Here is a 13,227-nt window from a genome sequence, read left to right as displayed (position 1 = left end):
CCGGCGCAGTTGGCTCACGGCCTCGTGGGATTGCTTGGGATGTGCGGGAATGGGCTATTGGGTCGTTTTGCCGGCGGCCTTCCGCGCGTCCTTCTTGCGCTTGGTGACCTCCGGGTGGTGCCGGGAGAGGGCGATAACCCCAACGATAGCAAGGCACGCCGCCGTTCCCATCGCGATGGCCATGACCGCGTGGACGTCGGGGCGGAGTTCGCCCAGGATGATGATGCCGATGGCTATGCCCACCATGGGGTCGACCACCGTGAGTCCGGCAATCACCAGGTCCGGGGGGCCGGTGGAGTACGCGCTCTGGACAAACCAGGAGCCCAGGCCGCCCGCAGCGATGATGGCCACCACCGAGTACCACTGCACGTTCAGCAGGAACAGCCCGTTGGGGTCCAGCAGGTGCTTGCCGATGATCCGGGTGAGGACCGCCACGAAGCCGAACAGGATACCGGCGCCAAGGATGTAGACGAAAGCGTTCATGCGGTGCTTGAACGTTACCGCCAGCGTGCCGAACAGGCCCACCGCGAGGGCAAGCAGCAGCACGATGGTCAGCTCGTCTGCGAGGCTGACGTGGTGGCTTTCCTGGGTGACGTTGACCGCAAGGAGGACAAAGAGCGCCGACCCCGTGACGCAGGCCGCTATGGACACCGCGGTGGCACGGTTGATGGTGAGGTCCTGGTCCCGGGCATTGACCACCGTGGTGATCACCAGGGCAATGGCGCCAATGGGCTGCACCACGGTCAGCGGGGCTGACACCAGGGCGACGGCGTTCATGGCCATGCCCAGGCACAACAACAGGAGCCCGAAAATCCAGCGGGGGTTGCGCAGCAGGCGGAGGAAACCGTTGGAGCTCAGCGCGAGGCCGCCGGTATCGGCTTTGACGGCGCTCCCCTGCCGTTGGGCACCGAGGGCCAGGCAGAAGGCGCCAAGGACCGCCAGGGCGACGGCGATCCACACCATCAGCCGTTACCGCCGTTGTGTTGCTCCACTTCACGGCCTTTGCGCAGCATGGCCCAAAAATAGTTGTAGGCGGCAATCCAGTGGCCCACCAGGCCCAGGCCCAGCACCACCCAGGCGGCGGCCAGGAGTTGGCCGGCGAAACCGGTGTCCAGGCGGGACAGGAGCAGCAGCGGCGTTCCCAGGAGGAGGAGCCCGGTCCTGACCTTTCCCACGACGCTGACCGGGAGGTCGGGATGGCCGTGGAAGAGGGAAAGCGTCAGGACCAGCAGGATCGCGTCAGGGACCACCAGCGCGGCGAGGTAGAGCCAGTGCACGACGCCGGCGATCACCAGGGTGACGGCCACGGCAAGCAGTGCCAGCCGGTCCGCAATGGGATCGAGGACGCGGCCGAGCTTGGAGGCTTGGTCAAAACGGCGGGCAATGTAGCCGTCAATCCAGTCCGTTCCGGCCATGACCGCCAGGACGATCACCCCGGCTCCGTACTCCCTTTGGGCCAGGACAAGCCAGATGAAGAGCGGAACGCCCATGAACCGCACCACGGTGAGCAGGTTGGGGATGGTGAACACGCGGTCGTGGTCCACCAGGGGGTGGCCGGGGCGGGCGCCTGCACCAATGAACCTCACCCGTCCCCCTCTCCTTGCTGTTGCGCCGCAGCGCGGTCTTTCGGTTGTGCGTTCCAGGCCTGTTCAGGCCTGGTTGGAGCGGAGAAGCCTCCGGAGCAGGACCACCAGGACGGTGCCGGCGGCTGCGAGGGCGGCCAACGGCCTCCAGCGCCGGGCCAGGTCAGCGGATTCTGCCACGGCTGCAAACCGCTGTCCTGCCGTGTCCGCGGCGCGGGCGGCGAGCACCTGGCCTTCCCGGGCTTTGACCTGGGCGGCGGCCAGCAGGTACCGGGCCTGCGTCTTGAGGTCCAATTCCGTGCCGAGTTCATCCCGGACCTCGGTGAGGTGGTGGCGGCGCTGGCTGAGCCGGCGCACCAGCTCCGGTTCGGAAGCGTGCGGGAACTCCTGGTCGTGCTGGGCGGCCTTGGCTTCCTTCCCGGCCTTCGCCTTGGCGGCGGCCTCGGCCTTGGCAGCCTTCGCGGCCTTTGCTTCCGGGCTGTCCGGATCCAGGACGGCGGGGTTGAAGGCGGATCCTTCGCGGGCGACGCCGAGATCGTACTTGATGCCGCGGATAGTTTCTTCCGGCATCAGCGGCATGGCTTTCTTGAACCTGGCAAGGCCCACCAGGCCGCCAACCAGGGCGATGACCAGGAAGGCGGCGGACACCAGGAGCGCTGCCAGCCAGGCGGGCATGATGGTGGCCAGGCCCATGATGGCGGCGACAATCAGGCCCACCACCAGGAACGCCACGAAGACCAGGGCGATGGCGAAGAAGGCTGCCGCCACCCCCACCTGGATGCCCTTGCGCTTGAGTTCGATCTTGGCGAAGGCGATCTCGTCATTGAGCTGGCGGGGGGCCAACCGGAATAGGAGTCTTGCCGTCCCGGGCAGCGCGGTGATGCGCAATCCGGGACTGGTGCGCCCGCTGTGACGTCCACTCATCGGTTCCGCCTTACTGGTCGTCTGGGTCGATAATGCTTCCGTTGTGCTATGGAAATGTGCAGCCGCACAGTCCACGCCACCCAAACTATCATTCAGGTTCAGGGCGAACTCCGGGGCTTGCCGGGCGGCGCGGCCTACAACGCTGAAAATCCTTCCCGGCCGGGCCTAGGATTGGTGACCGTGACCAATGCCCCCAATCCAGGCGACCTGCTGACCCGCCGCCGGAAGCTTCTGTACATCCTCCTCCTGGGCGCCCTGACTGCCTTGGGTCCATTTACGATCGACCTTTACCTGCCGGCCTTTCCGGCGCTGGAGGCAAGCCTTGGCGTGACAGAGGCGCAGGTGCAGCTGACCCTGGCCGGAACCACCGTGGGCTTTGCGTTCGGGCAGCTCGTGGTGGGGCCTTTCAGCGACAAGTTTGGCCGCAGGATCCCCCTGATCCTTGCCACCGCCCTGCATATCGCCGCATCAGTGGGTGCGGCCCTGTCCGCGGACATCACCACACTGGGGATCTTCCGGGTGTTGATGGGGGTCGGCGCCGCCGGGGGCGGCGTGGTGGCCATGGCCATGGTGCGTGACCTTTTCTCCGGGTACGCCATGGTGCGGATGTTCTCCCGGATGGCCCTGGTCAACGGCCTGGCGCCCATCCTGGCACCCGTGATCGGCTCCCAGCTGCTGCTGGTGATGCCTTGGCCGGGGATCTTCGTGTTCCTGGCCAGCTACGGAACCCTGGTCATCGTTGCCGCGCGGCTCCTGGTGCGCGAGACCCTTCCGCCGGAGAAGCGGGGCCAAAGCGGCATGACGGCCCGGCAGCGGTACAAAGCGCTCTTCAGCGACCGGATCTTCGTGGGCCTTCTCATGGTGGCCGGGTTCAATTTCGGCGGCCTCTTCACCTACTTGTCGGCTTCGCCCTTCCTGTTCCAGGACGTGTTCGGGTTCTCCGCCCAGCAGTACGGGCTGCTCTTCGGCATCAACTCCCTGGGCATCGTGGCCGGTGTGCAAACCAGTTCGCGCCTGATCCGAATTGTCCCGCCCCAGTGGATCCTGGCCTGCGCCACGGCCTGGATGTTCCTGATGGCCCTGCTGATCGTCGTATTCGACCGCTTGGGGCTGGGGCTGTGGGGGGTGATGATCCCGCTGTGGTTCTACATCATGGGTACGGGTTTCATGTTCCCCTGCGTCCAGGTGCTGGCACTGGCCGGGCATGCGGCCCAGGCGGGGACGGCGGCGTCACTGCTGGGGGCGGCCACGTTCCTCATGGCCGGACTGATCTCCCCCGTGGTGGGCTGGCTCGGCATTACCAGCGCGGCACCCATGGGTTCGGTCCAGGCCGCGTGCATCCTGCTGGCCATCGCGGCACTGTGGCTGGTTGTCCGCCCGCGCACGGTCCCGTCCATCCACTAAAAGTCGACCAGGAAAGGCGCCCGATGAGCCGGAAACCGCACCGCAACGGACGGGGACTCTTCCTGGGAGCCGTGCTGGGCGCCGTCGTCGGCTATTTTGCCGGCCGGGCCCTGGGCAACCCCGCCTGGGGCATCATCCTGGGGACGCTGGCCGGTGCCGCGCTGCTGTACCGGATCAACCCGGGTTCCCGGAAACGGCGCTGACCGGGCCCGGCGGGGGCCGCGGCTCCCTGCCCTAGGGTGCCTTCACGCGATAAAATGTTGCCGTGCCCAACTGGCAGAACCAACCGCCACTTCCGGCCACATGGCAACGGTGCGACGCCCGGATCCTGCCATTGTGGTGGGAGCGTCTGTGTGCCCAGGCCGGGCAGCAGTCAGCGGCGCTCTACGCCGCGGGGCTGTTCACCGAGGACCGCCGCCGGCCCATCGCCCAGTGGTTCAATCCCGCCTTCAACGCGGCCCTGCTGGTGGCTCCGGAGACCTCGCCGGAGTGGCCGGTGCAGCGGTTCGGGATTTTCTACGCCCCGCCGGATGCCGGCTTTGTCCGCATCCACTCGGCGCCGCACGAATGGAACCCGCGCCAGCCCCGGAGGTCGCCTACGGAAAAAGAGGCCTTCAACGCGGCGATCGCGGAGGCCGAAAGATTCCTGCAGGTGGAAATGGACTTCGTCTAAACCTGCGACTGCGTTTGAACATGTGCCCGCGGAAAGAAAAAATCCCTGTTCCTCCAGCTGGAGGAACAGGGATTTTCCGTTGCGCTCCTCCTGCTGGACTTGAACCAGCAACCCTTCGATTAACAGTCGAATGCTCTGCCAATTGAGCTAAGGAGGAATGAAGCAGGTATGACATTAGCAAAGGATTCCGGCCCAAGGGAAATCGGCGGTATCCCGGGCCCAAACAGCCCCTCCGGCAAAGAAAAGTCCCCGTTCCGGAGGCCGGAACGGGGACGGGCGCTCCTCCTGCTGGACTTGAACCAGCAACCCTTCGATTAACAGTCGAATGCTCTGCCAATTGAGCTAAGGAGGAATGAAGCGGGTATTAGCCTAGCAAACACCTGCGGCGGAAACGAAATCGGGGCGCTCCCCGGCCCGGCCGCCGGCTTTCGGTGCCGCTACGCCTCGGCGCGCAGGGCCCGGCGTTCCATTTCCAACATCATCAGTTCACGGTTGAGCCGCTGGTAGGTTTCCGGATCCGCAGCCGGATCGAGCCGCTGCAGCTGCCCCATCTTCTCTGCCTTGACCCGGGTGATCTGCAGTTCGAACAGGCGGGACAGGATGTCGCGGCAGTACTTGAGCACGGCTTCCTCCGTATGGGCGGGCAGCGGCACCACGGCCAGCTCCGAGACCAGCGGCCGCAGGGGTTCCGGAACTTCATGCATCACGTGTTCCACCCAGCGCACCGGATCACCGGCCGCCTGCCCCGGGCCCGTGGCGCGCATGGCGTCGTGGACGGCCTGGAAGGCGGGCGTGGCGAACCGTGCGTCAGCGAAGCGGTCCCAGACTGCGCCGGCCAGCAACGCCGGCTGCTGGAGCGCCACCTCCAGGGCCTGGCGTTCCATCGAGGCCACGGGATCCCGCGGGTCCGGCCGGTGGAAGGAAGGGACAGCGCCCGACGACGGCCCGGCAGCAACGCCGGGGCCGCCGGGCCGGGCGGCACCCGGCTGGGCGGGGTTGCCGGCATGCTGCTGGCCCGGGGCGGCCGGACGGCCCGTGTCTCCCCGTTTCACGGCCGCGGTGACCAGGCGAAGCACCTCGTTGGGGTCCGGCATTCCCAGCCAGCCGGTCAGCGCCTGGCAGTAGCCCGTCCGGGTGGAGGCGTCCCGGATGGCGGCCACCACGGGCACGGACGCTTTCAGGCCCTGCACCCGGCCCTCCACGGTGTCCAGGTTGAATTGCTTCAACGTGGTGCGGATGGCGAATTCGAACAGCGGCCGGCGGGACTGGATGAGGGCATGCACGGCTTCGTCGCCGCGGCTCAGGCGCAGGTCGCAGGGATCGGCTCCGGTGGGTTCAACGGCCACATAGGTCTGGGCCGTGAAGCGCTGGTCTTCCTCGAACGCCCGCAGGGCCGCTTTCTGCCCCGCGGCGTCCCCGTCGAAGGTGAACACCACTTCTCCCCCGGTGCCGTCGTCGGACAACAGCCGGCGGGCGATCTTGATGTGCTCGGTGCCGAACGCCGTGCCACAGGTGGCCACCGCCGTCGTAATTCCGGCCAAGTGGCAGGCCATCACGTCCGTGTAGCCCTCCACCACCACCAGCTGGCGGTCCTTGGCGATGCTGCGTTTGGCGAGGTCGATTCCATACAGGACCTGGGACTTCTTGTAGAGCGTGGTTTCGGGGGTGTTGAGGTATTTGGGGCCTTGGTCGTCGTCGTAAAGCTTGCGGGCCCCGAAGCCGATGGTGTCGCCGGCGATGTCCTTGATGGGCCAGATGAGGCGGCCCCGGAAGCGGTCGTAGATGCCGCGGTTGCCCTCCGAGAAGATGCCGGTGAGCTTCAGCTCGGCGTCGGTGAAGCCGCGGCCCCGGAGGTGCTTCAGGAGCGCGTCCCAGCCTTGGGGGGCGTATCCGCAGCCGAAGTGTTCGGCTGCGGCCCGGTCGAAGCCCCTGCCGTGCAGGAAGTTCCGGGCCTCGGCGGCGCCGGGCGTGAGCAGCTGGGCGCGGAAGAACTCGTCGGCGATCTTGTGGGCGTCCAGCAGCCGCTGCCGCCGCCCCACTTCTTCCCGGTTGGGGCCGGTTCCACCGTCCTCGTAGCGCAGCTCATAGCCGATCCGGGCGGCAAGCTTTTCCACCGCTTCATGGAAGGAGCTGTGGTCCTGCTTTTGGACGAAGGCGATGACGTCGCCGTCCTCGCCGCAGCCAAAGCAGTGGTAGCGGCCTACCTGGGGGCGGACGGTGAAGGACGGCGAGCGTTCGTCGTGGAAGGGGCACAGGCCCTTCCAGGTTCCCAGCCCGGCGCCTTTGAGCGTGACGTAGCCGTCAACAACTTCCTTGATGTCCGTGCGCTGGCGTACTTCGTCGATATCTTCACGTTTAATCAGCCCAGCCACACAGCAATCCTAGTGTCACCGGCCGGGCTTTAACGGCCAGGCTTCCGGCTTTCGCGTGGGGACCCCGTCCGTTCCTGGAGGCTCAGGGCCAGCTTGGGGCAGAGGAACACCGCCTCCTGCGCGGCTTCCCGGTCGGCGTCCCGCAGCGGAACATCCGTCCGGTCGCGGCCCGCCTTCCCGCGCGCCACCGGGTAGCCCCAGTCATCCCGGTCCAGTACGCCGGGAAGCAGTTCCGTACAGAGGCCGCGGCCGTCACAGCTGGTCCAGTCGATGTGAAGGATGGTGGTCATGCCGCCACCCCTCCCGGGGCTGCGCAGTAGCCGGCGAGGTGTGCACGGAAGTCCGCCGCGAAGACCTCAAGGGCGCTGCTGACCAGCCCGGTGGTCCCCTCCGGATGCCGGCACGCTCCGCGTCCGGAGACCAGCCTCCCCAGGCGGTCCAGTTCGGAGGCGAGGCGGGGATTGCGTTCCCCTCCGGCGATCCGGTTGAGGACGGACGACATGGCCGGCAGGCCGAACATGCAGGGTCCGCATTGCCTGGCGGATTCGTTGGTGAGGTAGGTGAGGATCCGGGCAGTCGCCTGGATGCCGCAGGAGTTCGGATCCAGGGCATGGATCACGCCTGCCCCGGGCCGCGCCGTCCCGGCCACCGGCCCCGCCGGTGAGAGCACATGGGCAGCGGGTCGTACCCAGCGGCCGTGATAGCCGCCCACCAGGACGGCGGACAAGGGAGCCGGATCCATCCCCGCTTCCTTGAGGACGGCGGACAGCTCCACCCCGCCCGGCACCTCCAGCACCACGTCCCTGACCGGGGCGGGGCCGGAGACGGACACCAGCCGGGTCCCCGGATCCGCGGCTGTCCCCGCTTCGCGGAACCAGTGCGCCCCGTAGCGGGCGATCAGGGCAACCTGGGCCAGGGTTTCGACGTTGACCACCAGCGTGGGGCGGCCATTCAGGCCCGACTCGCTGAGACGCCGGCGTTGGTCAAGGGGCACCGCCGTTCCGGTGGCAATCATGTTGACGACGGCGCTCGACTCGCCGGAGATGAACGTTTCCGGTGCCTCCACGACGCGGACCCGCTTGGTGCCGGGACGCCCGGCGAGGGCCTGCCGGACGCGGGGAAGTCCGGCTGCCGGCGCGTACACGTACATGCTTGCCCCGCCCAGGGCTGATGCCAGGGTGAGCAGCCCGTCGATGACCAGGTGCGGTGCATGGGTGAGGAGGGTCCGGTCCTTGAAGCTGAGTGGTTCGCCTTCGGCGCCGTTGGCGATCAGCACCGGCCGGGACGCAAACAGGCCCTTCCGGCCCGATTCCGCCGTCGCGGTCACCTTGCGCCACGTTTCGAAAGCGGCCCCGCCCCGGCCGGTCAGCCCCGACGCCGCGAGTGCGTCAAGCAACCCTGGTGCGGCGGCGTCCGCGTCCAAGGGCCCGAAAGTGGCCAGGTGCTGGTCCCAGCCGGCATCCGGGCCGGCCGCGAGGAGGCGCGGTTCCTGCCGTGCCGCGGTCGGCGGCGTCGGCTGGTAGGTGTCTCGGGCTTGGCTCACGGGAGGTTTCCTTGCCTGGCAGTCGAGGTTTCAAGAAATGTCGGGGACAGCCGCCACAGCAGCGCTGCGGCCACGGCCACTGCTGATGCCGCGGCAAGCAGCAGGAACCAGCCGCTGGAGGCGTCGGTGCCGTTTCCGAGGGCGTGCGCCATGGCCACCGGCCAGATGCCATAGCTGAGCCAATGGACTGCCTTGAAGGTCCGCTGCCCGATCCTGTGCCGCAGCAACCCAGTCACCACCACGGCCAGGACCAGGTCCAGGGCCACTGTGCCGAGCCCCTGCCAGAACGGCTGGAAGGAGCCCAGGAAGGGAACGACGATGTCCACCGGGTTGAGCTTGGCAAAGGAGTCCAGCAGCAGGGAGCCCACGTGGAGACCCAGGAAGACGGCTGCGAGCAGGGCGATGTTCCGGTGCAGGAGGCTGATGGAGAACCGCGGCAGTACCATCAACGGGCGTCCGGACCTGTTGAGGATTCCCAGCAGCACGGACGCGGTGAACAGGGCCAGGGAGATGAAGCCGCTGACCCGGCCGAAGGCCCACATTGCCTCATCCATGGCGGGCACCCCCTGCGGCGCCGGGGCCGGCTGCCCGGTTTTGCGCGTCCGCTGGGGTGGAACCGGTGCCGGTGGGGCGGGGGCTTTCAGCCGGCCAGCCGCCGGTGGTGACAATCCGGCCGCGGCTGTCCACGAGGCGGGCCGCGGTGTCTTCGGCCCGGAACCAGTCCACGGCTGCGTGGCCGCGGACAATGGCGGCCGTGCTGTAGGCGTTGGCTTCCAGGCACGTGGGCGCGGCAACTGTCACAGAACGCCAGACGGGCTCGGCCGGGAGCCCGAAGCGCGGGTCAAGGATGTGGTGGACGTCGGCTCCCTGGTGCTTCCAGCGGCGCTTTTGGGTGCTGGAGGTGGCCAGGGCGTATCCGGGCGCCAGGGAGATGTGTTGGGCGGGGTCGACGGGAAGGTCCTGCACCAGGATCTGCCACTGGCCGGGTTTGCCGTCCGCCTGCGGCGCCTGTCCTGCGCTGGCCAGGTCTCCTCCCAGCCCCACCAGTACCCCGCAGCCAAGCCGCTGGTGCACTTCGGCGGCAGCGAGGTCCGCCGCCACCGCCTTGGCTGTGGCGCCCAGGTCCAGCCGGAGTTCGGCCGGCACGGTCAAGGTCATGGAGTCCAGGCCCAGCCTGGTCCAGCCGGGTGCCCGGGGCACCGGATGTTCCGGGGTGGCAGCCGACGGCGGTGCGGGAGTTCGCGCCGGTGCGTTCGCCAGTGCCTGCACCGGCACGCTGTGGATCCCTGCCGTGCCGTTCCCCTTCGGGCCGTGGCCCAGGGCGGCCAGGTCCGCTCCGAGGGTGGGGTCGACGTCGCCGCCGGTCATCGCCGCGGCGTCCAGGGCCCGCTGCAGGAGCAGCCGGAACATCGGGCTGACCGTGACGCCGTGCGCCATCCGGGGCTGAAGGCTCATGAGTTCCGAGTCGCTGCGGAATCGGCTGCAGGCGGCGTCTACGGCGGCCAACACGTTGCGGACGATCTCTTCCGCGTCCGCCAGGAAACCGGCGTCGGTGACGGTGACGAAAGCCTCAAGCTCCCAGACCGTCCAGCTGGATTGCGCCGCCGTCCCGCGTTCCGCCGTCGAGCTGCCGGTCATGCCGGAACCGTTCATGCCGGAACCGAGCGTGTCAGGAGCGTTCATCTCAGGACCCCGAGGACCTGCCGTGGACCTTGCTGCCGTTTCCGGGTTGGACCGGTGTGGTGCTGCCGTAGCTCTTGGAACGGCGCGTGCCGTCCTGCCGGCTTCCGGAGCCGTCGCTGCCGGAACTGGTGGACCCGCCCGATTTCGGCGTGGTGCCCTGGGTGCCGGTGTTAGTTGCGGGTGTGGTCCTGGCGATCACGGAAGGCGTGGCGGCGTACACGGCGGCCGCGCTGGCGCCGGCAACTGCGACGCTGCCCACGCCCACCGCCACGGTAATCCCGGTGGCGAGGCGCTTGCCCCTGCTGCGAGTACTCATGACCTGCTCCCGTGCTTTTAACGGCCTGCCTTTTCTCCCATCTTGCCCCTCGTTCCTGTGGAAACTCTTTGAGCAAGCTGTTGATCGGGCGGGAGTTCCCAGGGTCCGCGTGTTCCCAGGGGCCACCAAGGCCGTCACGGCTACCAGAGCGAAGGCAAACTTCCCACCAGGCGCTCGTACATGGCCAGCGCCGAGCCGTCCGTGAGGGACGCCACCTGGTCGATGACCACCCTGAGCCGTGCCCCGTCGTCGGCCGCATCCCGCCAGTCCGCGGCGAACATCGGTTCCAGGTGCCGGTCCCCCGTGGCGCTGAGGGCTGTGACCAGGGCGTGGAGCACTTCGCGCTGGCGTTCGTAGATGGGCTGCCGGTGTTCGGTGGTCATCACGAACGTGGTGGCGAGGCCCTTCATGACCGCGATCTCCATGACGGTTTCATCGGGCACCATGAGTTCGGCGCTGTAGCGGGTCAGGTTTTCCGGCCCGTAGACGGCGCGGGTGGTTTCCAGGGCGCTCTGGCAGAACCTGCCGATCAACTGGCTGGTCATGTTCTTCAGGGCGCCCATCGACTTGCGGCTGCCGTCCGCCTCGCGCACCCACACGTCCGTGGCCTCGAGCCGGGCCAGCGCGGCGTCGATCGCGGCGGGATCGTTGTGCGGCAGGTACCACTGCTTGGCGTACCCCACTACGCGGGCGCGGTGGTCCGGGTTGTCCAGCCAGCGCAGCTGGAAATGGCCGGCAACGATCGCGTCTTCCACGTCGTGCACCGAGTAGGAGATGTCGTCCGCAAGGTCCATTACCTGGGCTTCCAGGCACGACCGTCGCTCCGGGGCACCTTCGCGGATCCAGTTGAAGATGGGCAGATCGTCCTCGTAGGCGCCGAACTTGCTGGTCCGTTGGCCGTGGATCACCGGGGCGTCCAAGGCAGACCACGGGTATTTCGACGCCGCGTCGAGGCTCGCGCGGGTGAGGTTCAGTCCGGCCGGATGGCCGTCAGCCGTGAGCACCTTCGGTTCGAGCCGGGTGAGCAGGCGGAGCGTCTGGGCGTTGCCTTCGAACCCGCCGATCGCGTGCGCCACCTCGTTCAGGGCCGATTCGCCGTTGTGGCCGAACGGCGGGTGGCCGAGGTCGTGGCTCAGGCAGGCCGTGTCCACCACATCGGGGTCGCAGCCAAGGGCCCTGCCCAGCTCTCGGCCCACCTGCGCAACCTCCAGGCTGTGCGTGAGCCGGGTGCGGACGAAGTCGTCCGTGTCCGGGGCCACCACCTGGGTCTTGGCGCCCAGCCGGCGCAGCGCCGAGGAGTGCAGCACCCGGGCGCGGTCCCGCTCGAAGTCGGAACGGTACGTGTTCTTGGGCGGCTCCTCCACCCAGCGGGCGGAATCGTGCAGGTCGTAGCCGGGCAACGCGAGGGCCGCGGTGGGAGTGCCGGGCGCCGGTGTTTCGGCGACAGGGGTGCTCAAAGGAGCCTCAGCCACCGGAAACATCCAGTTCGGCAGCGGCGATGTCCCGGGACTGGTGCTCGTTCAGGGCGCGGGACTCAAGCCAGTCCTTGGGCAAGGCAGGCCGTTTCGGGGAACCGGCGCGGCCGCGCGGGCCTTCTGCATCCACCCCGGGGTACGGCGAGTCCAGGTCAAGCTCCGCGAGGGTGTCCCGCAGCACCTCCAGGCTGGTCACCAGGGCCAGCCGGGTGCGCAGTTCGCCCCCCACCACGTAGCCCTTGAAGTACCACGCGACATGCTTGCGGATTTCACGCAGCGCCTTGCCCTCGTCACCGAAGGTCTCCACCATCAGTTCGGCGTGCCGGTAGACGCCCTCCGCCACCTGCCGCAGGTTGGGCCGGTGCCGGATGTCGCTGCCTTCGAACGCGGCCTGCAGGTCCCCGAAAAGCCACGGGCGCCCCTGGCAGCCGCGGCCCACCACCACGCCATCCACGCCGGTTTCGCGGACCATCCGGACGGCGTCCTCTGCTGACCAGATATCGCCGTTGCCCAGCACCGGGATGTCCGGCAGGGCTTCGCGGAGGCGGGCGATGGCGGACCAGTCCGCTTTGCCGGAGTAGAACTGGGCGGCCGTGCGGCCGTGCAGCGCGACGGCGGCCACGCCGGAGTCGCGGGCGATGCGGCCGGCGTCGAGGTACGTCAGGTGGTCATCATCGATGCCTTTGCGCATCTTGATGGTCAACGGGATGTTGCCTTTGGAGGCTTCTTTGACGGCGGTCTGCACGATCGCGGTGAAGAGGTCGGTCTTCCACGGCAGGGCGGACCCGCCGCCGCGGCGGGTGACCTTGGGGACCGGGCAGCCGAAGTTGAGGTCGATGTGGTCCGCCCGGTCTTCCTCCACCAGCATCCGCACGGCGGCGCCGACCGTGCCCGGATCCACGCCGTACAGCTGGACGGAACGGACCTTCTCGTCGTCGTCGTGCGAAATGATGCGCAGTGATTCAGGGGTCCGCTCCACCAGCGCGCGGGACGTGACCATCTCCGCCACATACATGCCGCCGCCGTATTCACGGCAGAGCCTGCGGAAGGCGGAGTTGGTGATGCCGGCCATGGGGGCCAGGATCACGGGGGTGTCAACGGTGATGGGTCCCAGCTTCAGGGGCGGGAGTTCCAGCTTGGGGGCGGGAGGAGTTGCTGCAACAGTCACCTGTCCATTGTTGCAAAGCCGGGCAAATCGGGGGTTTCCAGCCGTGCCGCAGGGAGGTTTGAAGGGTTCCCGCGCGCCACGGGGCG

General features: G+C 68.1%; 14 protein-coding genes and 2 tRNA genes. 3 read left to right on the top strand and 13 right to left on the bottom strand.

The features are described from left to right. Positions 1–54: 54 nt before the first annotated feature. The 3 genes from AB4Y79_RS11875 to AB4Y79_RS11865 all read right to left on the bottom strand — a co-directional run bounded on the left by AB4Y79_RS11875 (position 55) and on the right by AB4Y79_RS11865 (position 2,507). A complete protein-coding gene (locus AB4Y79_RS11875) occupies positions 55–963 on the bottom strand; it encodes a DMT family transporter (RefSeq protein ID WP_441861870.1) in 909 nt (302 codons plus the stop codon). Then, complete coding sequence (locus AB4Y79_RS11870) at positions 963–1,586, bottom strand: CDP-alcohol phosphatidyltransferase family protein (protein ID WP_441861867.1); 624 nt, start codon at positions 1,584–1,586, stop codon at positions 963–965. The genes AB4Y79_RS11875 and AB4Y79_RS11870 overlap by 1 nt, the downstream gene beginning before the upstream one ends. A 63-nt stretch (positions 1,587–1,649) precedes the next feature. Then, positions 1,650–2,507, bottom strand: coding sequence for a phage holin family protein (locus AB4Y79_RS11865; protein WP_441861865.1), 858 nt, complete (start codon positions 2,505–2,507; stop codon positions 1,650–1,652). Between the two features lie 180 nt (positions 2,508–2,687). Between AB4Y79_RS11865 and AB4Y79_RS11860 the strand changes: the two genes are divergently transcribed. The 3 genes from AB4Y79_RS11860 (at position 2,688) to AB4Y79_RS11850 (ending at position 4,584) form a co-directional block, all read left to right on the top strand. Beyond that, positions 2,688–3,911: a multidrug effflux MFS transporter gene (locus AB4Y79_RS11860; protein WP_441861863.1), complete on the top strand. Its 1,224-nt coding sequence runs from the start codon at positions 2,688–2,690 to the stop codon at positions 3,909–3,911. 23 nt (positions 3,912–3,934) lie between these two features. Beyond that, entirely contained in the window at positions 3,935–4,114 is a 180-nt protein-coding gene (locus AB4Y79_RS11855; RefSeq protein ID WP_308931515.1) for a glycine zipper 2TM domain-containing protein, read from the top strand. 62 nt (positions 4,115–4,176) lie between these two features. Beyond that, positions 4,177–4,584: a hypothetical protein gene (locus tag AB4Y79_RS11850; RefSeq protein WP_441861861.1), complete on the top strand. Its 408-nt coding sequence runs from the start codon at positions 4,177–4,179 to the stop codon at positions 4,582–4,584. 84 nt (positions 4,585–4,668) lie between these two features. On the opposite strand, the gene AB4Y79_RS11845 is transcribed toward AB4Y79_RS11850, so the two are convergent. From AB4Y79_RS11845 to dusB, 10 genes are all read right to left on the bottom strand, one after another. Continuing rightward, positions 4,669–4,741: transfer RNA gene (locus AB4Y79_RS11845), tRNA-Asn, on the bottom strand. A 122-nt stretch (positions 4,742–4,863) separates the two neighbouring features. Then, positions 4,864–4,936: transfer RNA gene (locus tag AB4Y79_RS11840), tRNA-Asn, on the bottom strand. Positions 4,937–5,021: 85 nt separating this feature from the next. Further along, on the bottom strand, positions 5,022–6,956 hold the full coding sequence (dnaG, locus tag AB4Y79_RS11835) for a DNA primase (protein WP_441861858.1): 1,935 nt from the start codon (positions 6,954–6,956) through the stop codon (positions 5,022–5,024). A gap of 29 nt (positions 6,957–6,985) precedes the next feature. After that, complete coding sequence (locus tag AB4Y79_RS11830; protein WP_441861855.1) at positions 6,986–7,246, bottom strand: ferredoxin; 261 nt, start codon at positions 7,244–7,246, stop codon at positions 6,986–6,988. Continuing rightward, on the bottom strand, positions 7,243–8,499 hold the full coding sequence (locus AB4Y79_RS11825) for an NADH-ubiquinone oxidoreductase-F iron-sulfur binding region domain-containing protein (protein ID WP_441861852.1): 1,257 nt from the start codon (positions 8,497–8,499) through the stop codon (positions 7,243–7,245). Before AB4Y79_RS11825 ends, AB4Y79_RS11830 begins: the two co-directional genes overlap by 4 nt. Next, positions 8,496–9,053 (bottom strand): ferric reductase-like transmembrane domain-containing protein, encoded by a 558-nt coding sequence (locus AB4Y79_RS11820; protein WP_441861850.1) that lies wholly within the window; start codon positions 9,051–9,053, stop codon positions 8,496–8,498. Before AB4Y79_RS11820 ends, AB4Y79_RS11825 begins: the two co-directional genes overlap by 4 nt. After that, positions 9,046–10,182 (bottom strand): FAD:protein FMN transferase, encoded by a 1,137-nt coding sequence (locus AB4Y79_RS11815; RefSeq protein WP_441861848.1) that lies wholly within the window; start codon positions 10,180–10,182, stop codon positions 9,046–9,048. The genes AB4Y79_RS11820 and AB4Y79_RS11815 overlap by 8 nt, the downstream gene beginning before the upstream one ends. 1 nt (position 10,183) lies before the next feature. Next, complete coding sequence (locus AB4Y79_RS11810; protein ID WP_441861846.1) at positions 10,184–10,498, bottom strand: hypothetical protein; 315 nt, start codon at positions 10,496–10,498, stop codon at positions 10,184–10,186. Between the two features lie 140 nt (positions 10,499–10,638). Next, complete coding sequence (locus tag AB4Y79_RS11805) at positions 10,639–11,979, bottom strand: deoxyguanosinetriphosphate triphosphohydrolase (RefSeq protein ID WP_441861844.1); 1,341 nt, start codon at positions 11,977–11,979, stop codon at positions 10,639–10,641. Then, positions 11,963–13,141 carry a tRNA dihydrouridine synthase DusB gene (gene dusB / locus AB4Y79_RS11800; RefSeq protein ID WP_441861842.1) on the bottom strand — a complete coding sequence of 393 codons (1,179 nt, stop codon included), beginning with the start codon at positions 13,139–13,141 and terminating at the stop codon, positions 11,963–11,965. The genes AB4Y79_RS11805 and dusB overlap by 17 nt, the downstream gene beginning before the upstream one ends. Positions 13,142–13,227 lie beyond the last annotated feature (86 nt).

It is taken from the genome of Pseudarthrobacter sp. YAF2 (genome assembly GCF_052113345.1).
Lineage (GTDB): Bacteria > Actinomycetota > Actinomycetes > Actinomycetales > Micrococcaceae > Arthrobacter.
This window is presented reverse-complemented; position numbering and strand designations above follow the sequence as displayed.